General features: G+C 40.0%; 19 protein-coding genes and 1 rRNA gene. 12 read left to right on the top strand and 8 right to left on the bottom strand.

The window, feature by feature from the left end; translation table 11 throughout:
- The 4 genes from hopL to fliW form a co-directional block, all read right to left on the bottom strand.
- On the bottom strand, positions 1–3,726 hold the full coding sequence (gene hopL, locus CS889_RS05485; RefSeq protein WP_089087077.1) for a Hop family outer membrane protein HopL: 3,726 nt from the start codon (positions 3,724–3,726) through the stop codon (positions 1–3).
- Positions 3,727–3,748: 22 nt separating this feature from the next.
- On the bottom strand, positions 3,749–5,854 hold the full coding sequence (gene hopI, locus CS889_RS05480; protein WP_089087076.1) for a Hop family outer membrane protein HopI: 2,106 nt from the start codon (positions 5,852–5,854) through the stop codon (positions 3,749–3,751).
- A 108-nt stretch (positions 5,855–5,962) separates the two neighbouring features.
- The gene (gene murG, locus CS889_RS05475) at positions 5,963–7,024 is read right to left on the bottom strand and encodes an undecaprenyldiphospho-muramoylpentapeptide beta-N-acetylglucosaminyltransferase (protein WP_089087075.1); all 1,062 of its coding nucleotides are present in this window, start codon (positions 7,022–7,024) and stop codon (positions 5,963–5,965) included.
- A gap of 10 nt (positions 7,025–7,034) precedes the next feature.
- On the bottom strand, positions 7,035–7,442 hold the full coding sequence (fliW, locus tag CS889_RS05470; protein WP_001105859.1) for a flagellar assembly protein FliW: 408 nt from the start codon (positions 7,440–7,442) through the stop codon (positions 7,035–7,037).
- 137 nt (positions 7,443–7,579) lie between these two features.
- On the opposite strand from fliW, the gene valS reads away from it, so the two are divergent.
- The 9 genes from valS to CS889_RS05420 all read left to right on the top strand — a co-directional run bounded on the left by valS (position 7,580) and on the right by CS889_RS05420 (position 17,516).
- The gene (valS, locus tag CS889_RS05465; protein ID WP_172825122.1) at positions 7,580–10,198 is read left to right on the top strand and encodes a valine--tRNA ligase; all 2,619 of its coding nucleotides are present in this window, start codon (positions 7,580–7,582) and stop codon (positions 10,196–10,198) included.
- Between the two features lie 14 nt (positions 10,199–10,212).
- Positions 10,213–11,559 (top strand): signal recognition particle protein, encoded by a 1,347-nt coding sequence (gene ffh, locus CS889_RS05460; protein ID WP_089087073.1) that lies wholly within the window; start codon positions 10,213–10,215, stop codon positions 11,557–11,559.
- Between the two features lie 73 nt (positions 11,560–11,632).
- A complete protein-coding gene (rpsP, locus tag CS889_RS05455; RefSeq protein ID WP_000216134.1) occupies positions 11,633–11,863 on the top strand; it encodes a 30S ribosomal protein S16 in 231 nt (76 codons plus the stop codon).
- A 16-nt stretch (positions 11,864–11,879) separates the two neighbouring features.
- Positions 11,880–12,233, top strand: coding sequence for a KH domain-containing protein (locus CS889_RS05450; RefSeq protein ID WP_089087072.1), 354 nt, complete (start codon positions 11,880–11,882; stop codon positions 12,231–12,233).
- Between the two features lie 9 nt (positions 12,234–12,242).
- Entirely contained in the window at positions 12,243–12,788 is a 546-nt protein-coding gene (gene rimM / locus CS889_RS05445; RefSeq protein ID WP_172825121.1) for a ribosome maturation factor RimM, read from the top strand.
- A complete protein-coding gene (gene trmD / locus CS889_RS05440) occupies positions 12,789–13,478 on the top strand; it encodes a tRNA (guanosine(37)-N1)-methyltransferase TrmD (protein ID WP_089087070.1) in 690 nt (229 codons plus the stop codon).
- 21 nt (positions 13,479–13,499) lie between these two features.
- A complete protein-coding gene (gene rplS, locus CS889_RS05435; RefSeq protein WP_089087069.1) occupies positions 13,500–13,856 on the top strand; it encodes a 50S ribosomal protein L19 in 357 nt (118 codons plus the stop codon).
- 765 nt (positions 13,857–14,621) lie between these two features.
- The gene (locus tag CS889_RS05430; RefSeq protein ID WP_231899386.1) at positions 14,622–15,278 is read left to right on the top strand and encodes an NYN domain-containing protein; all 657 of its coding nucleotides are present in this window, start codon (positions 14,622–14,624) and stop codon (positions 15,276–15,278) included.
- 735 nt (positions 15,279–16,013) lie between these two features.
- Positions 16,014–17,516: ribosomal RNA gene (locus CS889_RS05420) — 16S ribosomal RNA — on the top strand.
- A 981-nt stretch (positions 17,517–18,497) separates the two neighbouring features.
- On the opposite strand, the gene CS889_RS05415 is transcribed toward CS889_RS05420, so the two are convergent.
- From CS889_RS05415 to CS889_RS05400, 4 genes are all read right to left on the bottom strand, one after another.
- Positions 18,498–18,923: a hypothetical protein gene (locus CS889_RS05415; protein ID WP_000432302.1), complete on the bottom strand. Its 426-nt coding sequence runs from the start codon at positions 18,921–18,923 to the stop codon at positions 18,498–18,500.
- A 9-nt stretch (positions 18,924–18,932) separates the two neighbouring features.
- A complete protein-coding gene (locus CS889_RS05410) occupies positions 18,933–19,427 on the bottom strand; it encodes a hypothetical protein (protein WP_000465620.1) in 495 nt (164 codons plus the stop codon).
- Positions 19,428–19,435: 8 nt separating this feature from the next.
- A complete protein-coding gene (locus tag CS889_RS05405; RefSeq protein WP_000387187.1) occupies positions 19,436–20,116 on the bottom strand; it encodes a toll/interleukin-1 receptor domain-containing protein in 681 nt (226 codons plus the stop codon).
- Between the two features lie 241 nt (positions 20,117–20,357).
- Complete coding sequence (locus tag CS889_RS05400) at positions 20,358–20,618, bottom strand: hypothetical protein (RefSeq protein ID WP_089087068.1); 261 nt, start codon at positions 20,616–20,618, stop codon at positions 20,358–20,360.
- 70 nt (positions 20,619–20,688) lie between these two features.
- On the opposite strand from CS889_RS05400, the gene sppA reads away from it, so the two are divergent.
- The 3 genes from sppA to CS889_RS05385 are packed head-to-tail and all read left to right on the top strand — an operon-like array spanning position 20,689 to position 24,915.
- Complete coding sequence (gene sppA / locus CS889_RS05395) at positions 20,689–21,567, top strand: signal peptide peptidase SppA (RefSeq protein WP_089087067.1); 879 nt, start codon at positions 20,689–20,691, stop codon at positions 21,565–21,567.
- 2 nt (positions 21,568–21,569) lie between these two features.
- Entirely contained in the window at positions 21,570–22,451 is an 882-nt protein-coding gene (gene purU / locus CS889_RS05390) for a formyltetrahydrofolate deformylase (RefSeq protein ID WP_089087066.1), read from the top strand.
- 1 nt (position 22,452) lies between these two features.
- Entirely contained in the window at positions 22,453–24,915 is a 2,463-nt protein-coding gene (locus tag CS889_RS05385) for a hypothetical protein (RefSeq protein WP_089087391.1), read from the top strand.
- The last annotated feature ends 319 nt before the right edge of the window (positions 24,916–25,234 follow it).

The raw sequence follows: 25,234 nt of genomic DNA, 5'->3' as shown, positions 1-25,234 counted from the left end.
TTAAAAACCCATGATGTAATTGATATAGAAAGTATAAAGCCTCCTGTAGCTCACATCAGCCCCGGCGCTACTCAAATACGCTTGATTGATGAGAGGCACTTTAATCCCAAATTCCACGCTCTTTTGACTGATAACCCCTTGATTGTGGAATTTCTTAGCGAAACGCTTGAATTCCGCAAAGTTGGTGCGCACCCCAAAATTCAGCGCCACTTGAAAATTCGTTGAATGGATGTCATTGGCGTTCCCCCAATTGTCAATGATTTGTTGCCTTAAAGAGCTAAGCCAAGTTGCGCCGCCTAGTTGGACCCCAGCAAACAACCCAAAATTCAACGCTTTAGTGTTGTAAGTCCTCCTGAACAAGTTCCATAAAAAATCCGTGCCTACCCCATAAGCAAAGATATTCGCTTTCACGCTTTGATTGGCTAGACCGATTTCACTAAAGCCGTAATCAAAGAAAAAATAATGCCTAAGGCCCAATTTCCTAGCCTTACCAAAGAAGTATTTATAGCCTATGCCAACCCCTAAGCCGTTGCTCATGCCGTGTTGGGTGCTTTTAGAGGCCGCATACTGGCTTAAAATGGGTTGAGAGCCGTAGTTATTGGCTTGATTTTGCGCGTTTTGAACCTGATTTCTGGCGTTAATCATCGCATCAATGAGTTTTTGTTGCACCATAAAGAAGGTTTTATCCCCTAAAAGCTGCCGTAAGGTTTGCGAGAATGACTGAATGGTGGTGGTGTTAGAAGTGATTTCTTGAAGCAGGGTTAAAATCGCATTAGGGCTAATATCGTTTTGTAAGGCTTGAAACCCTTGAGAAATAGCGCTCGTAATGGCTTGAAAAGCGCTTGTAAGACTAGAAGATACACTATTATCATTATTTTGGATAAACCCGGCGGTCTTAATAAATTCGGTGAGCAAATGGATTAAATTATTCGTATCGCTCACCCCATTGGTGGGGATTGCCCCTAAAAGGTTGATAAGCCCACCGGAGCAATTACTACTACCATTACTACCGCTACTACCACTACACAAATTACTGAGACTGCTACTATTACTTTTTAAGGCTTCAAAGAATTGTTTTAAGCCGTTCTCAACGCCTTTATTATTCCCAGAGCTAGCGATAATGTCGGCTATTTTTTGGGCGTCATTATAGACTTTTTGTAAATTGCTGTCGGTTGTGGTGGCGGTGTTTGCGGTAGTGGCGCTTGTGGTGCTTTGTTTGTTGGGGGTGTAGCAATTGCTCCCACTCGCCCCGTTGCTCCCATTGGTGCATGTTTGATAGCCGTTGTTACTGCCACTATTACCGCTACTATTATAAGTCCCTAATTTCCCATCACTGGCGTCTGTGAGCATCTGGTAGGCTGTGGTGATTTGACTGGTGCCATTTCCGCCTCCACTGCTTCCCCCATTATTTCCACCATTACCATTAACGCCCTTAAGATTTGTGATGATTTGATTGAGCAAACCACCGCTAGTGAGCGTGATTTGTTGGACGTTGTAGGTGGTATTGTTTATGCCATTGCCGCTTTGAGTTGTTGCGCTTGTCGTGTACCCTAAAGCGCTTTGCAACCCGCTGTAATAAGCCTTAGAATCGGACCATTGCTGATAGCACCAGTTGGTATTATTACTCCCATTCATTCCATTTGCGCATGGATTGTTATTTGTTGCCCCGCTTGTTTGTTGGGTTTGTTGGCTTTGAGCGATTAAAGCGCTCATGTCTGTAGGCACTTGCTGGTTAATGGTATTGATGAGCTGGTAGAAATTCGCTCTCAATTGGATGCGTAAATCTTGGTTATTGCTAGCAGTTAAATTTTGCGATTGACTCCCATTAGGGTTACTAGTGTTATAAAGCGCGTTCGCCCAAGCTTCAATATTGGATTTTTGATTTTGAAAAGCGCTTTGAATGTTTTGTTGGAAATTATTGACATTTTGCAATACGGTGTTTAAAGCTCCCACTACCGTGCTGCTAGGAGATTGTGTGGTCGCCCCGCTATTTTGGGCTAAATTGGCCGTTTTAACTTCTTCTTCATTATTCACAACCACCATCGCTTTCAGTTTGGGAGCGTTGCTTTTAGCTTGAGTGGTAGCACTAGTCCCATTAGTAGAGCTTAAAATGTTTTGCAATTGGGCGTTCCCGCTGATACTCAAACCCCCAGAGTTGCCGCATGAGCTTGTCCCGGATGATGATCCATTAGCGCATAATATCTTGGCGTTTTTTTGCAAATTTTCTTCTGAAGTTTTTAAAGAGTTATAAACGCTCCACACTTGAGAAACCAAGTTGAAAGAATTCACGCCGATCTGCTCTTTGCCCCCTATGGTTTGGACTTTGGAGGTAGCGACTAAAGAATTGTCAAAGCTGTTTGTAGAGCCATTTGTGGAGCTTGCAGAGCTTGTGGCTGAGCATGAAATCCCGCTAGAAGCATCGCTAGAAAGGCTTCCAGTAGCCGTCATGCAATCATAGGCGCTGATATTTTGCCCTTGAGTGTTAGTAACGGTGCCGATTTGGTAGTTGTTGGAAGTGTTTTTGAGCAGGTTTTTAGGCTCGCTAAAACTGATCCAAGAAATTTGATTTAAAGCGTTATTGTATTGTGTTATCGTGCTTTCATAGGCTTGGAAATTCAAAGCGTTGTGCAAGTTGTTTAGGTTGTAAGTGGTGTTGTTGATCGCATTGTTGTCTAAAGCGTTGATAGCGATGCTTTGAAGCTTTTGAGCAATGGCTTGGACTTGCTGGTTGGCTTGGTTGTTTGAAGTGGGGGTTACGGTTAAAGGGTTTAAATTTTGGATGAATTGCTCCAAACATTGGACTTGATTGGCGCAACCATTGGGGTTAATTTGGTTATTAGCGCTTAATGTCCCTTGTAAAGTGTTCATTAAAAGGGTGTTGTTGTATTGTTGTTGGTTGTTGCTGTTTGAAGAAGTAGAGCCTAAAATGGAATTAGCCGGATAGAATACGATTTGTCCCGGTGGGTTTAACACCACATGCGTTGTGGTTGTGGTGGGGAAAACCCCCACCCCTAAAGTGTTTAAAGCGTTAACAAGAGCGCTCACATAAGCGGTATTATTGCTAGAAGCGTTCACCGCATCGGTTAGATTGGTGAGCAAGGATTGCGCATAAGTGGTGCTAGTGGTTTTAGTGATGCTGTTTTCAATTTGTTGCAATAATTCCGCCATGGATTGCACGGTGTTTTGGAGCTGGGCTTTGACTTCTTTGGTGTTGTTGCTGGGATTAAGGCTATTGATAGAGCTAATGATGCTAGTGCTTAGCGCGATGCCCTGATCAAACGCGCTCTGGGTGTTGGAAAGGAGTTTGGCTGTGATTTGTGAAGAGTGGGCTTTTAAGGGATCAGAGTTTCCTTTAAGCCCTATGATTTGCTGGGAAATGCTAGAGATTTGACGGCTAGAATAAAAGTCTTTTCTTTTGCCAATTTGATTTAGGATATTAGAAATGCCCTCTAATTGGTTGCCCACGGTGTTACTCACGCCATAGCCTAAAGCGTCAATGACGCTTTGAGAGCTTAAAGTGATAAGGCCGGTGGTAGGCCCTGCAATATTGATCGCGTTTTGGGTTACGCTGTTGATGATATTTTGATTTTCTAAAAGTTGTTTGTTATTGATGAATTGTTGCGTGCCACCGATTTGATAGCCTACAGACATATACCAGCCATTGTCTTCAGCTAAGAGAGAGCCAATTAAAAAGAATGGTATGAATTTTCTAGCTTTTTTTATCATATTTTTCCCTTATTTTGTTTAATCAAAAGCCTATGTTGTAGCCCACATAAAAACTAAAGGCTCTTCTATACTTCGCTGTAACGCCTTCTGATTGGTAATAGGTGTGATAAAGCACCGGTATTTTAAGGCCAAATTCTATCCCTTGAGAAAAACGGGATCTTCTTTGATTTTGGATTTTGGAAAAATTAGTCCTTATGCCTAAATCAAAAAGGAATTGGAAAGAAGTGTCCTTAGGCTTAAGATGGTTGCCATCCACTTGATCTAAAAAATTCGTTTTCCAGGTTTGCCCTGCCAGTTGGATACCGGCAAAAAAACCTATATCTATCGCTTCAGTCCCTCTTTTTCTCGTGAAAACGTTATAAAGAAAGTCTGTGCCTGCTCCATAGCTAGAGAGGGTGGCTTTCACTAAAGAAGATTCTGTGCCAAATTGAGCGTAACCAAAATCATAAAAGCCATAATACCTAAGCCCAAACATGCGTTTTTTGCCAAAGAATTGCTTATAGCCTATTTTCACGCCAAAGCCGTTCATGTTATTAGAATTAGAGTTATGCTCTAAAAAATTCCTGGCAAAGCCCATTTGATAGACTTGATTCACTTTAGTTTGCATTTCATCAATCACCCCATGAATCACTTCTTTAGAGCGATAAAGCCCATAAGCCATTAAAGTTTTTGCCGTGGGGGAATAGGGGTTGGCTAAGATCTTGTCTATTTGCGCGGGGGTGGGGGCGTTTGTGGCTTGCTCTAGTTGGTTCATGATCACTTTTTGCTCTTGTTGGGCTTGTTGTGGGGTTAAAGTATTTTGTGGGGTTTGACTATTAGTGCCATTCAATTGCCCCCCATAACTAGGCAAGAAATTCAAACCTTTATTGTTTAAATCCAAATAGGGGGCGACCCAATTGGTGATGAAATCCCCATACGCTACGGTGTTATTGAGCAAGCTTTCCCCATAGTTGATCGTATCTTGCATTTGGCTATAGCTTGAAGTGCCTGTCAGTCTAGCGGCTTTGTTGGCGAAATTTTGCATGCCTGAAAAAATCATGGAAGCGGTGATTCCATTAGCGATGATGCTATCGGCTAAATAATAGACCGCCGAGCTGGGGTGGTAGGTGTATTGGCCATTGCCTGATCCTACTGTCGCTCCAGCGGGTAAGTCTTTTAGGGGCGCTTGGGTAGTGCCATTAGCGCCGTTTTTAGTGTAATAGCCCGGGCCGCTAAAGCTTTGATAGCCTTGTTGGGAATTACTGCCATTAGGGGCTTTGTTGTAAGTGAAGCCAAATTGTTTTTCATTGGCTAAGCCTCCTAAAATCCCTGCTTGCATTAAAGCTTGGAAGATGTTTTGGGCGTTTTGAGCGATAGAATTAGCCTCATTAGTAGCGGTGCATTGGTTTTGAGTGCTGCAAATGGTTTGATTATTGTTGCTTGTGGCTAACCCGTCTTGTAAAAGGTGTTGCAACACTTCGGGGCTAAAACTCACAGGACTGCCATTAGGGGTGCTAAAAGATTTATTCGTTAAGGTTTGGTTATACCAGAGCGTGGTTAAAGCGTTGGTAATATCATCGTTTAAAGCGTTCATGACATTGGCTAGACCCTCAGGTAAAGCAATAACAGTGCTTTGATTGCCAAATTTGACGTTAAAGACTTTGGCGTTAGAAAGGTTTTCAGGGTTACGGATTAAAGTCTCGCCGATGAGTTGGGTGAGCTTGTCTAAATTATTGACTAGAGATTGCATATCAAAGGTGGCATTGACATTGCCTCTTGGGGGGTTGTTGCCTGTATTGCCGTTATTATTTTGCCCGTTTTGATAGCCCCCTGCATAGAGCAAACAGCGTTTGGAAGGATCAGGGCAGAGCATTTGCATTAAAACTCTCGTTTGTTGCCCCATCGCTTCTAAATAATAGGCTAAAGGCACTGCCGCAGATTCTAAAGCGATAGCGTTTTGGCGGATATAAGTGGATGCGGCTTGACTGGCGTTAAGCCCTGAGTTATCCACCCTTTGAATGGCCAAAGAAGTTTGATAACTCACCCCCATAAAAAACCCATCATCTTCTGCCATTAAAGGGTTAAGAAAAAATAAGGGGAGTAGGCTAGAAGAGATGAGCCATTTTTTATTAAAAACAAAGTTTTGCAAGGGGTTATCCTTTTCTTTTTATAAAGATTTGAGCTATCCTAAATTTTATCTTATTTATCGCTTAAGTTTAATTGTTAGTCGCTTAATTGTTGATTAAAATGGGCTATTTTAGGCGCTTAAGATCGTTTCAATGATGGTTTTTGCGCCGTCTTTAGCGATCTTTTGTTGCAATTTAGCGCTGATAGTGGTTAGGTTTTTATTGCCTTGATCGTCTTTTTGGTTGAGTTTTCTTATCACTTCAAAGAGCTTTTTGGGTAACAATTCATTTTGCGGCGCAACATAACACAAATTTTCTTTTTCAAATTCTAAGACATTGTAATACTGGTGGTTATTGCTCGCAAAAGGGTAGGGGATAAAAATCGTGGGTAAGCCATTGGCGCACAACTCCCACACGCTGCTAGCACCCGCTCTGCTCACGCACAAATCCGCTTGGCACATGACTTCTATAATATTGGTATGGAAAGCGAACAATTCTACCTTGTCTAACAGCCCTAATTCCTGGTAAAAAAAACGCATTTTTTCATGAGCGTCTGAGCCGCAAATGTGCGTGATTTTAATCCCTTGTTTGGTGAGTTTAGGAGCGTTTAATAGGGCAAATTCGTTGATCGCTTTTGCCCCTTGCGAACCGCCTAAAAATAAGATATGTTTGATTTCAGTTCGAGTCCTAGCGAAATCAAAAAAAACGTTTTGCACGGGATAGGAGGTTAAAACATGATGGCCTTTATCTTTAAACGCGTAGCTTGAAAACACCGCCTTAGCTTTAGGGGAAAGATAGCGGTTAAGAGAGCCTTTAATCGCATTTTGCTCATGGATATAAAGGGGTATTTTATTAAGCAAGCTTGCAAAACTCGCCGGCCCTGCGCTAAAACCTCCCACGCTAATGGTGTGCGTGATCTGGTGTTTTTTTAAAATTTCTTTAGCCTTAAAAGCGGCTTTAGCTTGCAAGAATAAAGAGCCTATTTTTTTAAAAAAGCTTTTATTGACCACGCCTTGCGTGTTGAAAAAATAGCGTTCGCTAAATAGGGGGCTATTTTCAAACCATTCTCTATCTTGCCCGTAAGTGGAGCCTAAATAAATAGCCTCTATGCCTTGCTTTTCTAATTCTATGGCTAAGGCTTTAGCGATAGAGAGATGCCCCCCTGTGCCTCCCCCTGTAAGAGCGAATTTCATGCTAAAACCCTTAAGCTCGTTCTCTTTCTTTAACCACAAAGCTTTTTAAAGGATCCCTAAAGCCAAAATCCGGATAATCCATCATAGAAAGAGCCACTTGAGCGCCAAAGCCATTTTTGGAATTAAACACTAAGGGAGCTAAGAAATTAACCATAGAATCTTCTAAATTTTTTTGCAACACGACCACGCAATACACCTCAACTTTGGAATGAGAATCTAATTCTAGCAGTAATTCTATGTATTTGGGTATCACAAAGCTGTATTCTCTCAAACAATAGGGATTCACTAAAACCATATCCAACGCCATGGGCGAGTTCGTTTGACTGACCAATCGGCTGAATAAGGAATCAATTTTTTCTAAACGCACTTCATTGATATGCTCAAACCCTAAAATAGGGGCTTTTAAAAAGTAATTCACTGGACTATCCTTTTTAATTTAAATGCTTTGTTGTATAATTTTAAAAAAATACGCAACAATCAAAAGCGTAAAAGCAAAAGGCGTTCCAAAAACCAACCATTTTTGAAAGAACGCTCTATTTTAGGATAATAATAATAATGAAACAAGAACCCACCACCTACCAGCCAAAAGAAATAGAAAAAAAGATTTATGAAATTTGCTCTCACAGGGGGTATTTTGAAATTGATGGCAATGAAAAAATTCAAGAAAAAGGCAAACGATTTTGCTTGATGATGCCCCCTCCTAATGTGACCGGCATCTTACACATAGGGCATGCTTTAACTTTAAGCTTGCAAGATATTTTAGCGCGCTATAAGCGCATGGACGGGTATAAGACTTTGTATCAGCCAGGGTTGGATCACGCCGGCATTGCGACTCAAAATGTGGTAGAAAAGCAACTTCTAAATCAAGGGATTAAAAAAGAAGATTTAGGGCGTGAAGAGTTCATTAAAAAAGTGTGGGAGTGGAAAGAAAAGAGCGGGGGAGCGATTTTAGAGCAAATGAAGCATTTAGGCGTGAGCGCGGCCTTTTCTAGGACTCGTTTCACGATGGATAAGGGTTTGCAAAGAGCGGTTAAATTAGCGTTTTTGAAATGGTATGAAAAGGGCCTTATTGTTCAAGATAATTACATGGTGAATTGGTGCACTAAAGATGGGGCGCTGAGCGATATTGAAGTGGAGTATGAAGAGCGTAAGGGGGCATTGTATTATATTAGATATTATTTAGAAAATCAAAAAGATTATTTAGTGGTGGCTACCACACGCCCTGAAACTTTGTTTGGCGATAGCGCGATTATGGTCAATCCTAATGATGAGAGGTACAAGCATTTAGTGGGGCAACAAGTAATCTTGCCTTTAATCAATCGCACAATCCCTATTATCGCTGATTTGCATGTGGAAATGGAGTTTGGCACAGGGTGTGTGAAAGTTACCCCTGGGCATGATTTTAACGATTACGAAGTGGGCAAACGCCACCATTTAGAAACGATTAAAATCTTTGATGAAAAGGGGATTTTAAACGCGCGTTGCGGGGAGTTTGAAAGTTTAGAACGATTAAAAGCCAGAGATAAGGTCGTAGAAAGATTAAAAGAAAACGCCTTATTGGAAAAAATAGAAGAGCACACGCATCAAGTGGGGCATTGCTATCGTTGCCATAACGTGGTAGAGCCTTATGTGTCTAAACAATGGTTTGTCAAGCCTGAAATCGCTCAAAGTTCTATTGAAAAAATCCAACAAGGTTTAGCGCGATTTTACCCTTCTAATTGGATCAATAATTATAACGCTTGGATGAGGGAATTACGCCCTTGGTGTATCAGCAGGCAATTGTTTTGGGGGCATCAAATACCGGTATTCACTTGCGAGAATAACCACCAGTTTGTAAGCCTAGACACTCCTTTAAATTGCCCTACTTGTAAGAGTGAAAAACTGGAGCAAGATAAAGATGTGCTAGACACATGGTTTAGTTCAGGGCTATGGGCGTTCTCTACTCTAGGGTGGGGGCAAGAAAAAAGCGGTTTGTTTAATGAAAGCGATTTGAAAGATTTCTACCCTAACACCACGCTCATTACCGGGTTTGACATCCTCTTTTTTTGGGTGGCCAGAATGCTCTTTTGCAGCGAGTCGCTTTTAGGCGAATTGCCCTTTAAAGACATTTACTTGCACGCCTTGGTTAGGGATGAAAAGGGCGAAAAAATGAGCAAATCTAAAGGTAATGTGATCGATCCTTTAGAGATGATAGAAAAATACGGCGCGGATAGCTTGCGTTTCACTTTAGCCAATTTGTGCGCTACGGGTAGGGACATTAAGCTTTCTACTACGCATTTAGAAAATAACAAGAATTTCGCCAACAAGATTTTCAATGCGGCGAGTTACTTGAAGCTCAAACAAGAATCTTTCAAAGATAAAGAGCGTTTGAACGAATACCAAACGGCTTTGGGGCGTTATGCGAAATCGCGCTTGAATCTTGTTACTAAAGAGGTTCGTAACGCTTTAGATAACTATCGTTTTAATGACGCCACGACTTTGTTATACCGCTTTTTGTGGGGGGAATTTTGCGATTGGTTCATTGAATTTTCTAAAGTGGAAAATGAAGCGATAGACGAGTTAGGGAGCGTGTTAAAAGAAGCTTTAAAACTCTTGCACCCTTTCATGCCCTTTATCAGCGAATCTTTATACCACAAGCTCAGTAACACGGATCTAGAAAACGCTCATTCTATTATGGTCATGCCTTACCCTAAAGATTTGGCGCGAGATGAAAAACTAGAGCATGAATTTGAAGTGATTAAGGATTGCATCGTGTCTTTAAGGCGTTTGAAAATCATGCTAGAAACCCCACCGATTGTTTTAAAAGAAGCGAGCGTGGGATTAAGGGAAGCCATAGAGAACACAGAGCGTTTGCAAACTTACGCCCAAAAATTAGCGAGGTTGGAAAAAGTCAGCGTGATCACTTATAAGCCTTTAAAAAGCGTGAGCGATGTGGGGGAATTTTGCCAAACTTATGCGGATTTAGAAAATCTTGATTTAAGCCCGCTTGTTGCGCGTTTAAAAAAGCAGCTAGAAAAACTGGAAAAAGAAAAACTAAAACTCAATTTGCACAATGAAAATTTTGTCAAAAACGCGCCTAAAAGCGTGCTAGAAAAAGCCAAAGAGAGCTTAAAAACGCTTTTAGAAAAAGAGGGTAAGATCCAACAAGAATTGGATTTGTTAGAACAACCATAATCAAAGGATAGAAAATGTTTCAAGCGTTAAGCGATGGGTTTAAAAACGCGCTCAATAAAATCCGCTTTCAAGATGATGAAAAAGCGCTAGACAGGGCGTTAGATGAATTGAAAAAAACGCTTTTAAAAAACGATGTGCATCATAAAGTGGCTAGAGAATTGCTCAAAAAGGTGGAAAGCCAAACTAAAACGAGCGGTATTGGTAAGCAGCAATTTTTAGACGCTTTAGAAAAGAGTTTGTTAGAAATCTTAAGCGCTAAAGGGAGCAGTGGTTTCACTTTCGCTCAAACGCCCCCCACCGTGGTTTTAATGGCAGGTTTGCAAGGGAGCGGTAAGACAACCACCACCGCTAAACTCGCCCACTATCTCAAAACCAAAAATAAAAAAGTGCTTTTATGCGCATGCGATTTGCAACGCCTAGCAGCGGTGGAGCAATTAAAGGTTTTGGGCGAACAGGTGGGCGTGGAAGTTTTTCATGAAGAAAATAAAAGCGTGAAAGAAATCGCCAACAACGCTTTAAAAAGGGCTAAAGAAGCGCAATTTGATGTTTTACTCGTGGATAGCGCGGGGCGTTTAGCGATTGATAAAGAGCTTATGCAAGAATTAAAGGAAGTTAAAGAAGTCTTAAACCCCCATGAAGTGCTGTATGTCGCAGACGCGTTGAGCGGGCAAGATGGGGTCAAAAGCGCGAACACCTTTAATGAAGAAATAGGCGTGAGCGGGGTGGTGTTAAGCAAATTTGATAGCGATTCTAAAGGGGGTATCGCCTTGGGTATCACTTACCAATTGGGCCTACCCTTGCGTTTTATTGGGAGCGGGGAAAAAATCCCTGATTTAGATGTGTTTGTGCCTGAAAGGATTGTGGGGCGTTTGATGGGGGCTGGAGATATTATCTCGCTCGCTGAAAAAACCGCCAGCGTTTTAAACCCTAATGAAGCCAAAGATTTAAGCAAAAAGCTCAAAAAAGGGCAATTCACTTTCAACGATTTTTTAAACCAAATTGAAAAAGTGAAAAAATTAGGCTCTATGAGTTCTCTGATCTCTATGATTCCAGGTTTAGGGAACATGGCAAGCGCGCTAAAAGACACGGATTTAGAAAGCTCTTTAGAAGTGAAAAAAATTAAGGCCATGGTCAATTCCATGACCAAAAAAGAGCGAGAAAACCCCGAGATTTTAAACGGCAGCCGAAGAAAAAGAATCGCTTTAGGGAGCGGCTTAGAAGTGTCTGAAATCAATCGCATCATCAAACGCTTTGATCAAGCGAGCAAAATGGCGAAACGCTTAACCAATAAAAAGGGTATTAGCGATTTGATGAATCTCATGAGTCAGGCTAAAAATCAAACACCCCCTAAAATGCGCTAACTTTTAAGCATGTTTTAGGCGCTTTTGTTGTATAATCTCAAATTTAATACGAATATTTTAGGAGATTTTTGTAATGACAGTCATTAGACTCACTCGCATCGGGAGAAAGAAAAAGCCTTTTTACAGGGTGGTGGTAACCGATTCTAGGAAAAGAAGGGATGGAGGCTGGATTGAATCCATTGGGTATTACAACCCTTTAAGCGAGCCTAAAGATGTTAGAATTGATAAGGAGCGCTTGAATTATTGGAAAGGCGTGGGGGCTAAAATGAGCGAGAGGGTGGAAAAACTTTCTCAAAAAGCCTAAGGTTTTGTGAGGCTAGATGCGCGAATTAGATCCTTTGAACACGCCTTTTTCTCAAGCTGATTGTAAGGACTATTCGTATTGCGTGGCAACTTTTTTAGAAAAATATTTAAAAAAGGTTGTTTCTTTTCCGCAAGCTTTGAGCGTGGAGTGCACGCTTTTAGAAGATAAAGTCAAACAAATCACTATTTATACCCACCCATCAGACATGGGGCATGTGATTGGTAAAGAGGGCAAAATGGTGAGCGCGATTAAGGCGTTCGTTTCTGGTGTGAAAGCCAAAGACGGGTTTTCTTATAAAATCGTTGTTTTTGCGAGTAATGATAAAAATGGTGATAAAAATCCCCATGCTTTAGGCGATCAAACGCCTTGAATTTTTTTCATGCTTTTAGTGGGTAGGATTGGTAAAAGCGTGGGGCTTAATGGGGGGTTAAAGCTTCATTTAGAGAGCGATTTTCCAGAGTGCTTAAAAAAAGGCGTTAAGGTGAGTGCCGCTCCAACCAACGCTTTCTCTCGCGCTTCTTCTTTTAAAGAATATACAATCCATTCTTATGAGCATGCCAAAAACCTGTTATTTTTAGAAACTATCCACACGCCCGAAAAGGCTAAAGAGCTGACTAATTTAGGGCTTTTTATGAGCGAAGCAGAGAGCAAGAAGCTCTGCGTTTTAAAAGAGGGCGAGTTTTTTTATTGCGATTTAGTAGGGCTTAGCGTGGTGGAAGGAAACGAGATTTTAGGAAAAGTCATAGAAATCCAAAGGATTTCTCAAACAGATTACTTCATGGTTGAAACCACGCTGAACTTGGTTGAAAAAGGTTTGGCTAAGATTTTTTTAATCCCTTATAGGGATTTTTATATCCAAGAAATCCTTTTGCAAGACAAAAAAATAACCACCCATAACGCTAAAACGCTTTTAGAGAATAGTTGAGTGAAATTCAGCGTTTTAACCCTTTTCCCGCAACTCGTATGGCCTTATTTTGAAGATTCTATTTTAAAAAGAGCGTTAGAAAAAAATCTTTTTGAATTAGAAGTGTTAAACCTTAGAGATTTTAGCGCTAATAAATATCAAAAAGCGGATCACACGCTCATTGGTGGGGGTGCGGGGCAAATTTTAGACCCTGAGATGATAGAAAACGCGCTCTACTCTGTTAAAAACCCTAAACACACGATTTTTTTAAGCGCGGTAGGCAAGCCTTTCAAGCAAATAGACGCGATGCGTTTGGCTCAAAAAAAGCATGTCGTTTTGGTGTGCGGGCGTTATGAGGGCTTTGATGAACGCTCTATTGAATTGGGTGCTGATGAGGTTTTTTGTATAGGCGATTTTATTTTAACAGGGGGCGAGCTTGGGGCGTTGTGCTTGATAGATAGTATCGCTCGCCACATTCAAGGGGTCTTGGGTAACGCCCAATCTTTAGAAAATGAGAGCTTTGAAAACCATTATTTGGAAGCCCCTAATTTCGCTAACGCTGTTTTTAAATCCAAAGAAATCAATAAAATCCCTGCACCTTTAGAATATTCTAAAGGAAATCATGCTAAAATCAGGCAACTAAAACTTGATTTGTCAAAATTAAGGACAAAATTTTACCGCCTTGATTTATTCAAACAGCACAAATCATGAAATTGACATTAAGGAAAACACATGAAAAACCGCTACATTCAGCAGTTTGAAGACGCTCAATTAAAAGACAAGAGCATGCCAACATTTAAAGCTGGCGATACTTTGAGATTGGGTATTACCATTAAAGAAGGCGAAAAAACACGAACCCAGTATTTTGAAGGCGTGTGCATTGCGATTAGAGGCAATGGCGTGGATAAGACTTTTTGCGTGCGTAAAATAGGGGCTAACAATATCGGCGTGGAGAAAATTTTCCCTTTTTATAGCGAAAGTTTGGCGAGCGTTGAGGTGTTGCGCTTGGGTAGGGTACGCCGTGCGAAGCTCTACTATTTGCGCGATAGGAGAGGTAAGGCAGCAAGGATTAAAGAAGTCCGCCATTAATTTTTTTAAGGCTTTTTTGTCCATCATGCTGGTGGGTGAAACGCTCTTTAGGGGTTGGAATCCGTTTTCTAACCGCTTCTCTTAAAATTAGCGTAAAACTTTTTCAGTGGATTGGATTGGCTTGAAAAAGAGTTTTTTAATCCCTTTTTAGTTTTACCACCGACTTTTTTAAAACTCTAAACTCTTTTTGGCGTTGGCGTTCGTTTTTTTAAGGCAAAGTTTTAATAACTTCTTTTCTGGCTTGCTATCTGTTAAACTGAATTTTTAGCTCTGTCTTTAATGGGGCGTTGGTTGTCAAATTTTAAAAAAGGTTAAAAGCGTTTTTTACCATCAAAATACAAAAAGCCTGACGCAAGTTGGGCGATAACTCCTTGAAAAATCGATCCTTGGGAGGTTAGGGGGATTAAAGGATTGATGAGAATATTAAATGCGAAATATCCCCCTATGTTCTCAAGAAAGTTTTACTATAAAGTTTTTAAAAAATTAAAGAAAGTTAAATAAGGCTTTGAGTGTCTGTTTGATGAGAACAGAACTTTAACAGAACTTTTATTTTTTTAAGAAACAAGGCATGTTTAAATCCCCATGCTATACTCAACCCTTATGGCAAAATTCATATTTTGGGAGAAAGCATGGAAAAAAACTGAAACCACGATTTTTGTGGATTGGGAAAATCTCCTCGCCGATTTGAAGGCAATCTAAGAAACGGATGAGCGTTTAAAAGAGTCTAATTTTAATTTCAACAACCCCGAGCAACTCTTAGCGCTAATCCGTTCGTTCCTAGAGCCTGAAGAGGAATTGAAGCGGATCTATTTTTATGTATCTGAGCCTTTCACAGAAGCCGAGCCTAGAATTAGGGGCAATAAAAACGAAGAACTTGAGAAGTATAAAGAGAAGAATCCTAAAGAATATGAGGAAAGAGTGAATAAATCAGGGATTATGCAATCTTTCAACCATGCGATCGCCCAACAAAATCAAGTGAAATTACGAGTCGGACGGGTAAAGTTCAAATTCGTATATAAGTTCGAAGACAAAGAAGTTTATAATGGCCTAGAAGCCGAAATTCTCATACCGCACTTAGAATTGCGTCAAAAACAAATTGATGTGCTGTTGGCGCACGATATTACCAAGCTGTATTGCACCAAACAAGGAGGGTGTATTTTGCTGTTCAGCAAGGATACCGATTTTGTGCCTGTGTTAGAAGCCGCTTGGGAGAAAGGCTTTGAAGTCTTCATTGCTAACATTCAAGAAAGCCCCAATTCTGTCCCTTCAGACTTGAAGAAGTCTTGCAATGTGAGAGAACGCAGTGTCGCTGAAATTGTAGATAACTTGCCAAAAAATCAGCACGCTCCCAAGAAAAAGAACTTTTCCTCCAACGAGCCTTTTAACAGCTCACTTAAAAACCAACTCTTTAAGAAGAACTAACGCGCTTCCCCCACTAAGGGGACAAAAAAGCACCCAATTTAAAAGGGTTAGCTTAAGCGGATTTTTTCTAAATCCATGATTTCATTTTTTGCTCTCTACTACGGAGTGATTTTTGAAAACGGAGATCCATTAGTGCTTAATAGTGGTTTTATGGGGAATGCGCGCGTGTTTTTTGGCGGTATTTAGATTTCTCAAAACCCAATTATTTTAAAATTTTAACTTACTCTGTCAAAAATTTTTATAATTTAAGCAAACCTTAAGCTTTATATGACTATACTTTCATTTCCTTGTTTCAGCAAGGGCTTTTAAAAAGCCGCTTGATATCTTACAAGGATAGCTGTTTAAAGCAAACGATCTTTGAAAACTAAGCAAATTGATAGAAGTTCTTTTTAAAGGGATATTCTAAAGCAATAAGTAATGACTTGTCAAATAGAGTGAGGGTTTTTATAACTCCCATTCTTTGATAAGGAATGCTTATCCAACCTGCCAATTGATTTCATTGATTATGATGATTATATGATTATGATTGATGATTGAATGGCATGAGAGTATTTTAAGGTTAGCGTTTGGCTAAACCTTTTTAAAAAGTTTCTTTCTGTTTTGTTGTTGTAATACTTAAGAACACAACCCGTTTTATTCAATAAAGTATAAAACGAGTTCTTGTGATACGCTAAAGCTGTTGTTAGGAATAGCAACAGCCTATCAAAAAACAAAAAGAGCTTTAGGACAAACACTTTTATGGAGAGTTTGATCCTGGCTCAGAGTGAACGCTGGCGGCGTGCCTAATACATGCAAGTCGAACGATGAAGCTTCTAGCTTGCTAGAAGTGGATTAGTGGCGCACGGGTGAGTAACGCATAGGTCATGTGCCTCTTAGTTTGGGATAGCCATTGGAAACGATGATTAATACCAGATACTCCCTACGGGGGAAAGATTTATCGCTAAGAGATCAGCCTATGTCCTATCAGCTTGTTGGTAAGGTAATGGCTTACCAAGGCTATGACGGGTATCCGGCCTGAGAGGGTGAACGGACACACTGGAACTGAGACACGGTCCAGACTCCTACGGGAGGCAGCAGTAGGGAATATTGCTCAATGGGGGAAACCCTGAAGCAGCAACGCCGCGTGGAGGATGAAGGTTTTAGGATTGTAAACTCCTTTTGTTAGAGAAGATAATGACGGTATCTAACGAATAAGCACCGGCTAACTCCGTGCCAGCAGCCGCGGTAATACGGAGGGTGCAAGCGTTACTCGGAATCACTGGGCGTAAAGAGCGCGTAGGCGGGATAGTCAGTCAGGTGTGAAATCCTATGGCTTAACCATAGAACTGCATTTGAAACTACTATTCTAGAGTGTGGGAGAGGTAGGTGGAATTCTTGGTGTAGGGGTAAAATCCGTAGAGATCAAGAGGAATACTCATTGCGAAGGCGACCTGCTGGAACATTACTGACGCTGATTGCGCGAAAGCGTGGGGAGCAAACAGGATTAGATACCCTGGTAGTCCACGCCCTAAACGATGGATGCTAGTTGTTGGAGGGCTTAGTCTCTCCAGTAATGCAGCTAACGCATTAAGCATCCCGCCTGGGGAGTACGGTCGCAAGATTAAAACTCAAAGGAATAGACGGGGACCCGCACAAGCGGTGGAGCATGTGGTTTAATTCGAAGATACACGAAGAACCTTACCTAGGCTTGACATTGAGAGAATCCGCTAGAAATAGTGGAGTGTCTAGCTTGCTAGACCTTGAAAACAGGTGCTGCACGGCTGTCGTCAGCTCGTGTCGTGAGATGTTGGGTTAAGTCCCGCAACGAGCGCAACCCCCTTTCTTAGTTGCTAACAGGTCATGCTGAGAACTCTAAGGATACTGCCTCCGTAAGGAGGAGGAAGGTGGGGACGACGTCAAGTCATCATGGCCCTTACGCCTAGGGCTACACACGTGCTACAATGGGGTGCACAAAGAGAAGCAATACTGCGAAGTGGAGCCAATCTTCAAAACGCCTCTCAGTTCGGATTGTAGGCTGCAACTCGCCTGCATGAAGCTGGAATCGCTAGTAATCGCAAATCAGCCATGTTGCGGTGAATACGTTCCCGGGTCTTGTACTCACCGCCCGTCACACCATGGGAGTTGTGTTTGCCTTAAGTCAGGATGCTAAACTAGCTACTGCCCACGGCACACACAGCGACTGGGGTGAAGTCGTAACAAGGTAACCGTAGGTGAACCTGCGGTTGGATCACCTCCTTTCTAGAGAAAAGCTTTTAACATTCGCTTGTTAAAAGCCAAAGAGTATTACCTGACAAAAGGACTTCTTGTTGCTTAGTTTTGAAAGATTGAGCTTATTCTTTCTTTTTTAAATCTTGTTTTTTATTTGATTTTTGCTTAAACTTTTTAATTCTTGTTTGTTTTTAATATTTCTTGCTTATTTGTATTGGATTTCTTAAATCTTACTTCTTGTTTTTTTCCATTCTTATTTTTTACTTGTTGTGTTTTAATTCTTATGTTTAACTTTTTGTTTTTTACGCTTTAATATTAAAGTTTTAGTTTTGGTGTTTTGCTTCTTGTTCCTTTGTGTTCTTAAGGTTTTTTACTGCTTATAATCTTAGTTTGTTGTTTCACCTTGTCTTTTGCTTGCTTGATTTTGGTTTCTTACTGCTTATGGTTTTTGCTTCTTACTTTTTATTTAGTTTGATTTTGATTTGATTGTGTTTCGTGTTTGTGTTTTATTTTTCTTAAATCTCATTTCTTTTGTTTGAGTGTTGGTTTTAGTGTTGGACTTTCTTAATTCTTATGTTTGGACTTTTTGCTTCTTGTTCCTTTGTGTTCTTAAGGTTTTTACTGCTTATGGTTTGTGGTTGTTGTGTTGGAGTTTTACTTGTTACTTCTTGGGTTTTAATTTCTTATTCCTTACTTATTGCGTTTTAATTCTTATGTTTTAATGTTTGGTTTCATGTTTTTAGTTTTTCTTGCTTCTTAACATTTAGTGGGTTCGTTATTTTTAAGAGGGTTTAGTGGGGTTTGGTCGTTGGGTTTTATTTTCTTAAGCCTTATCTTTATCTTATCCTTCATTTCTTGCTTGTTTTGTTTCTTGCTTTTGATTTGCTTGTTTTTGATTTCTTGCTGGTGGTTGGGGTGGGTGGGTTTAATCTGATCATGATTGAATGCATTTAGTCTCATCATTTGATTAAAATCAAGCTCTTGATAACCAACGCTTCATTGAAACAAGAATTAACAATAAAAACCATAGCCCACCAAACACAAACCTAACACCCAATAAGGGAAAAGGCTAAACGAAAACATGGCGCATAAGTATAGCACGCACCGGCAAGTTTGATGAGCAGGAAGGACTTCAAACAGCCTTTCATCGGTTTTAAGTCGGTTTTTTATTAGCCATTGGTATTGCTCCCTAAACAGCCTTTCTTGCATGAGATAATAAGCGTCTAAAAGATAAAAACATGCTAACAACACCCCCAAAACGCATAGCCCATAAAGATTAGAAGTCGCTTCTATTTTGAGGGATAAAACCCCAACAACAAGAGCGAGTGTCCATTTTTTGCACTCTAAAGAATTTTGCGCCATCCTGTTGATAACGCCTTGCAAGATTTTAAGCTCTTCTATAAGGATTTTTGCTCTGTCTTTCGGGGTATTTTCCATGTTTGATATTTATCTGTTAAAATTAAAAGTCCAAGCACCTTTGTCGGTTTGTATTTCTGCTTCTATAATATCGCACCCTTGAGAAAATCCCTTTATTTTTTCCCCAAATTTAAGGGCTTGAGGCTCCATCATCACACCCTTTTGCTCTAATTGAGAAATTTTATTCTCCATGTTTGCCAACCTTTCTTTGTTGTTAAGTCCTTTATAAAAGCTTGCCATATCTTTAAAATCCTGTATAGAGATTGGAGTAACTTGACCTAAAATTAAAGCAGCTATAAATAAATCACCCTCTCCTATTGAAACAAAATTGACAGCACAATTACATCTATTAAGCTTCACGCCTTGAATAGTAACTCTATCTGCTTTGGAGTCGATTTGAAATGTACCCTCGCTATTTGCAATCATCTCAACCGGCGATTCACCGCCACCACCATTCCCACAGCCCACTAAATACAACGCCAAACAGCTTGCACTTAGTAATTTTTGATAAGTTTTAAAAAACATGCTTGTTCCTACGAATTGATTTGTTGTGATAGTTTTTTAAGGGTTATGGTCTCAAAACTTTTTAAAAATGGCGATATGTCGTGAAAGACTTGCATGCTTTCCATCATTGGAATTAGGCGACTCTCGCTAATAGCGCTAATAGAATGAGCGATTTTCAACTCTTCATAAATCCATGCGGAATAAGTGATGCGTGATAGCCCTTGATTGGAAACGCTGTTCTTGCTTTGTAAAAACACAAAATAAGGGCATTTTTCAATCATATCTTGTAAAGATTCTCTGAGAATGAGCGTGAAAGCGTCTTCAATCTTGCTTATATCATCGTATTTTGCTAATTTGTTTAAGACATCGTCTTTATAATCCCAAAAAAGCGAATCGATAAACACTTTGCGTTTTGTCTTGCTTTCCAAATAGTCTTTAACCTCTAAAGCCTTATTTCTGTCTGCATGCGAATGCGAGAGGAACACTTGAGCGTTTTTTAACTGCGGTTTGAAGGGATTAAAAAAGGCTTCCTTAATTTCATTGCGATTTAAAACGATGTCATCGTTAGAATATGGGGCGTTTTTAATGAGTTCGTGAATCTTTTTAGCCACTTCACTAACTTGATGGGCTTGGTTGCTAAAAGGGGGTGTGCTGGGTTTTAACATAATTTGATTTTCACTACTATCTAAATCAACCACAAAGGCTTCCATGATATATTTTTCTTTAATATTTTTATCAAATTCTCAAATATAAATACAATTTAAGTTTTCTTTAAAATCTTTTGATTATAGTAGACTTAGACTTAGCTTAAGAGCACTTGAATTTTGGGGTGTTGGGGGTTGTTAGAATAGCTAAAAACCACCGCTAAAAAAAGCCTTTTTGCAAACAAAAAGAGCGTAAAAACTTGCAAGCCAAATGATATTAAAAGTGCAAAAAACCAACAAAAACAATCTAAAAAACCTCTTCGCATGCCTTTTTGTCTTTATGGAGTAAGCATGCTTTTTGCAACTCCATAAAACGCTTTTTCCTTTCTTCTTCGGTCATATTGTTAGGCTTTTCAATAGGGCGTGAAAGAGGGCGTGAAGATTTTGAAATAGGGGCGTTGAATTTGGGCACATACCCTAGCTTATTGACTGAATAAAAGCCTAAAGCGGCGATTAAAATAAAAATCCAGTCTGTTTTTCTGATCTTAGGGCAAAATTTACACGCCATGATTTAATCCTTAAAACATTTGAAGTATAATACACTCTTATGGTCAAATATTAAGTTTAGGAAAAGCTGCATGTGGAGTTTCATTCAAAAAATCTTTAAGGCTTTAGTGATCGCGCCTTTAGATTTTATCACGAAGTATTTCAAGTCGTTTGTGCTGTTGTTGATTGTGTTAGTCTTTTTTAGCGCTAAAGAAAGCGCGCCAAGCGAACCGCCCAATCTCGCTAAACTCTATTTAAATGGGGCGATTTTTAGCGCCGAGGATTTTGACAAAGAAGTGGATAAAATCCTAAAAACCCCTAGCATTAAGGGCGTTTTGCTTTTGATTGATTCTCCTGGTGGGGCTGTGTCAGCGAGCGTGGAATTGAGCGAAAAAATCGCTGATTTGAAGCAAAAAATGCCCGTTTTAGCGTATGCTAGGGGGGTTATGGCGAGCGGGAGCTATTATGCGGGCATGCAAGCGAGCGAAGTTTATGCCTCTAAAGCGAGTTTGATCGGATCGATTGGGGTGATTTTTTCTAGCGCGAATGTGGAAAATTTGCTCAATAAAGTCGGCGTAGCCACTCAAGGCGTGCATGCGGGCGAATACAAAGAAATAGGCACTTTCACCAGAGCATGGAAGCCTAACGAAAAACAATTTTTGCAAAATTTAGTCAATGAGCAATACCAAATGTTTGTAAATGATGTCGCTAAAGCCAGAAAATTAAACGCTAAGGATTATAAGGATTTTGCTGAAGGGAAGGTTTTTAGCGCTCAAAAGGCTCTAAAATTAAAACTCATTGATAAAATCAGCACGATTAAGCAAGCCCAAGATCGCTTAATGGAATTGAGTAAGGTTAAAAAAGCCTATTGGCTAGAAAAAAGCCCTATGGAGCGCTTCATTGAAAAAGCCACGCAATCGGTTACAAGCATCATCACGCAAGCATTTGGTTATCAATTATTGATGAGATGAAGATGTTAGAATTTATTTTAAAAATTCAAGCTAGAGACGCTAAAGGCCTGGTGAGTGCCATTAGCACCACGATCGCTAACAAGGGCTATAACATCGTTAAAAACGATGAATTTGTTGATCCCTTAAAGCAGCGCTTTTTCATGCGGCTAAAAATCCAAAAAGAAATGAAGCCCTTGAATACTGAAATTAAAGAGCAAGAAGAACGATCCTTAAAAACCGCTCTTTTTAAAGCCTTAGAAAACTTTAACGAGCTATTGATTGAAGTCATTTTAACGCATAAAAAAAACATCATTTTACTCGCCACTAAAGAGAGCCATTGCTTGGGGGATTTGCTTTTAAGGGTGTATGGGGGGGAATTGAACGCTCAAATTTTAGGCGTTATTTCTAATCACGAGGTTTTACGCCCTTTAGTGGAAAAATTTGACATCCCTTATTTTTACGCGCCTTGTGTTGATCAAATTTTGCATGAAAAAGAGATTTTAGCAACCATTAAAGACTTGGAATTACAGCACAAAGTCAGTGCGGATCTGCTCGTTTTAGCCAAATACATGCGCATTTTAAGCCATGATTTTACGAAGCGCTATGAAAATCAGATTCTCAATATCCATCATAGTTTCTTGCCCGCATTCATTGGGGCTAACCCTTACCAGCAAGCGTTTGAAAGGGGCGTGAAAGTCATCGGAGCCACGGCGCATTTTGTGAATGAAAGCCTTGATGCCGGGCCAATTATCTTACAAGACACTCTGCCCATTAACCACAATTACAGCGTGGAAAAAATGCGCCTAGCGGGTAAGGATATAGAAAAACTGGTTTTGGCTAGGGCTTTAAAACTCGTTTTAGAAGACAGGGTGTTTGTGCATGAAAATAAAACGGTGGTGTTTTGAAATGCCTTTAGATTTCAGCAACCTTAATGAAGAACCCTTAAAAAACCAAATCAGAGCCGAGTTTTTTAAGGATAAAAAATTCCGTTATAGCGGGGATAAGATAGATTTCATGCTAAGCTATCAGCACCCTAATGCCACCTTACCCATTTTATGGGGCGAAGCTAAAAGGGGCGATTTTGACGATTTGGACAAAGCCTTCACGCAACTGCTTTTAACCATAGGCAGGCACAAGCTCTATACCCACCACACGCCACCCTATTTGTGCGCTTTTAACGCTTTTAAAATGGAATTTATCGCCTTTAATGACACGATCACAAGCTTTTTTTATAAAAGCGATATAAATTTTTCTATCCCCCCAAGCAACCACAACACAGAGGGTTTTAAACACGCTTTAGACGCGTTTAAAGCCATGTGCAAACCCCATAAATTGGTTTTTGACTTTAAAACCCAAAGCGAAGAATGCAAAGAATTTATCAAAAACTATTTAAACTCTAGCCATTTGCTCAACAAAATCCAAATTGATAAAAACAATTTCTTTACAATCTATCAAAAGTGGTTTGAAGCTGTCAAACCCACCATTGACATCAATTGGGAGGTGGCTAAAGCTAAAGGCATTTTAGATGCGGATTATTATTTAGCGGATTTGCTTAGCGATGGCGATAAAACCATTATTGAGAAATTACAAACGATTTTAAGCTCTAGCTATTATAAATTGAAAAGGGGTGTGAATGAGTTGGGTAAAATAGATTTTATGGAAGTTGGTTTCAAAGACGATCAACAAGCCCATAAAGAATTTTGGAGCGTTTATGAAAGGCCTCCTCAATTAGAGTTTCAAACTTTTATTTTAGAGCGGCGCGATTTATTAGTGCCAAGCGATGTGAGGGAAAGGAAGGGGGCGTATTTTACCCCTAAAATTTGGGTAGAAAAAAGCCAAGAATATTTAGCTAAAGCTTTGGGGCAAGATTATCAAGACGATTATATCATTTGGGATTGCGCTGGGGGGACTGGGAATTTGCTTAGGGGTTTATGGAATAAAGCGAATTTGTATCTGTCCACTTTGGATCATAACGATGTGGCGATTATTAAAGATCTGGCTAGTAAAAACCACTTAAAGCTGCTGGAAAATCAGGTTTTCCAATTTGACTTTTTAAACGATGATTTTTTCAGCGATAAGTTGCCAAAAAGCTTGCAAGAAATCTTAAAAGATGAAGAGAAACGAAAAAAGCTCATTATTTACATCAACCCGCCTTATGCGGAAGCGACTTCGGCTAAAACGCCTAGCGGCACGGGGAAAAATAAAGATTTAGTGGCTAGGGGCAATCTTATTTGCAAGAAGTATAAAGATGAATTGCATAAAGCCAATAACGAACTTTTCGCTCAATTTTTCATGCGCATTTATAAGGAATTGGATGGCTGCATCATGGCGAGTTTTTCAACGCTCAAATACCTTAATTCTAGCCATTTTAAAAAATTCAGAGAAATCTTTAAGGCTAAATTTTTAGAGGGGTTTATGGTGCCAGCGGATAGCTTTGATAACGTGACAGGGCAATTCCCCATTGGCTTTTTAGTCTGGGATACTGCTACCCCCCCCTTAAAACCAACCAACGCGTTCAATTTAGAAGTGTTTGACTCCTCTGGCGGATTTTTGGGGTATAAAACTTTTAAGCCGATAGTGGATAAAGTTAAAAATATAAACGCTTGGATAAAAAATTACGATAATAAAAAAGCTCAAGAGATTATGGGTTTTATGGAAAATCCTACGCCTGATTTCCAAAATAATAAGTTTTTGTGTGTTTTAAACCGACAAGGAACAAGGCACAACAATTATCTTGGTTTAACTCTCACAAACCTTCTAATCAGTGCGATCTATTTCTCCATCCGCCATTGCATCAAAGCAACATGGCAAAACGATAGGGATCAATTCTACGCCCCTTATGATGATACATGGCAAGACGACAGCGAGTTTAAGAACAATTGTTTGGCGTTCATGCTTTTTCACACCCAAAACCGCATCACTACCGCTCAAGGGATCAATCATTTTATCCCCTTTAGCGAGAATGAAGTCGATCCTAAAGAAAGGTATTCTAGCCACGCCTTATTAGACTTTTTAAAAGGCGAAATCAAAGAACCTAAAAAGAGCGATAGCCTCTTTTTAAACGCCAAAAAAGAAAACAAGCCCCTAAAGTTCAGCCCGAGCGCTTCAAAGGTTTTTGACGCTGGCAAAGAGATTTATCGCTATTACCACAAACAAGATTTCACCCACACCCCCTATAACGCTAACGCAAGCCTTTATGACATCAAGGAATTTTTTCAAGGCCGTAACAAGCAAGGCAGATTAAACTCACCCGCTAAAGCTAAAGATGAATATTACAAACAACTTTACGCTAATTTGAAAGACGCCCTAAAGGATCTCGCCAAAGAAATACAGCCTAAAGTCTATGAATACGGGTTTTTAAGGGAGTAGTTTTTAAGACAAATATTTAAGACAAATAATTAAAGAGCTAAAGCAAGCGGTATTTTTTAAAAGCACTCTATAAGGGGATTTAGTTTTGTAGGGAGGAGAATTATTGCTGCTCTCTTAAGAAAATGCGTTTTACAATAAAATGAAACGCCCCAAAAGTCAAGGGCAAACCCGCTTTTTAAAGGAAACCCCTAAGCTTTTAAACTTAGGGGAACGCTCTTAGAAAAATCAGCGTTTCACAGAAACGATCACTTTAAGCCCCAAAAAAGCAAACTCAAAGTATAATGATCTCCAAGAGCGTTTGCCATTTTTGTGTTTCATG

The organism is Helicobacter pylori, from assembly GCF_900120335.1.
Lineage (GTDB): Bacteria > Campylobacterota > Campylobacteria > Campylobacterales > Helicobacteraceae > Helicobacter > Helicobacter pylori_BU.
This window is presented reverse-complemented; position numbering and strand designations above follow the sequence as displayed.

What these genes read in the sequence shown, in the direction of transcription:
- rimM (WP_172825121.1), top strand. Translation starts at nt 12,243, where the DNA reads ATGCTTTTAGTGGGTAGGATTGGTAAAAGCGTGGGGCTTAATGGGGGG.
- CS889_RS05385 (WP_089087391.1), top strand. Translation starts at nt 22,453, where the DNA reads ATGCCTTTAGATTTCAGCAACCTTAATGAAGAACCCTTAAAAAACCAA.
- ffh (WP_089087073.1), top strand. Translation starts at nt 10,213, where the DNA reads ATGTTTCAAGCGTTAAGCGATGGGTTTAAAAACGCGCTCAATAAAATC.
- rpsP (WP_000216134.1), top strand. Translation starts at nt 11,633, where the DNA reads ATGACAGTCATTAGACTCACTCGCATCGGGAGAAAGAAAAAGCCTTTT.
- CS889_RS05400 (WP_089087068.1), bottom strand. Translation starts at nt 20,618, where the DNA reads ATGGCGTGTAAATTTTGCCCTAAGATCAGAAAAACAGACTGGATTTTT.
- CS889_RS05450 (WP_089087072.1), top strand. Translation starts at nt 11,880, where the DNA reads ATGCGCGAATTAGATCCTTTGAACACGCCTTTTTCTCAAGCTGATTGT.
- valS (WP_172825122.1), top strand. Translation starts at nt 7,580, where the DNA reads ATGAAACAAGAACCCACCACCTACCAGCCAAAAGAAATAGAAAAAAAG.
- rplS (WP_089087069.1), top strand. Translation starts at nt 13,500, where the DNA reads ATGAAAAACCGCTACATTCAGCAGTTTGAAGACGCTCAATTAAAAGAC.
- murG (WP_089087075.1), bottom strand. Translation starts at nt 7,024, where the DNA reads ATGAAATTCGCTCTTACAGGGGGAGGCACAGGGGGGCATCTCTCTATC.
- CS889_RS05410 (WP_000465620.1), bottom strand. Translation starts at nt 19,427, where the DNA reads ATGTTTTTTAAAACTTATCAAAAATTACTAAGTGCAAGCTGTTTGGCG.
- sppA (WP_089087067.1), top strand. Translation starts at nt 20,689, where the DNA reads ATGTGGAGTTTCATTCAAAAAATCTTTAAGGCTTTAGTGATCGCGCCT.
- purU (WP_089087066.1), top strand. Translation starts at nt 21,570, where the DNA reads ATGTTAGAATTTATTTTAAAAATTCAAGCTAGAGACGCTAAAGGCCTG.
- hopL (WP_089087077.1), bottom strand. Translation starts at nt 3,726, where the DNA reads ATGATAAAAAAAGCTAGAAAATTCATACCATTCTTTTTAATTGGCTCT.
- CS889_RS05415 (WP_000432302.1), bottom strand. Translation starts at nt 18,923, where the DNA reads ATGGAAAATACCCCGAAAGACAGAGCAAAAATCCTTATAGAAGAGCTT.
- CS889_RS05405 (WP_000387187.1), bottom strand. Translation starts at nt 20,116, where the DNA reads ATGGAAGCCTTTGTGGTTGATTTAGATAGTAGTGAAAATCAAATTATG.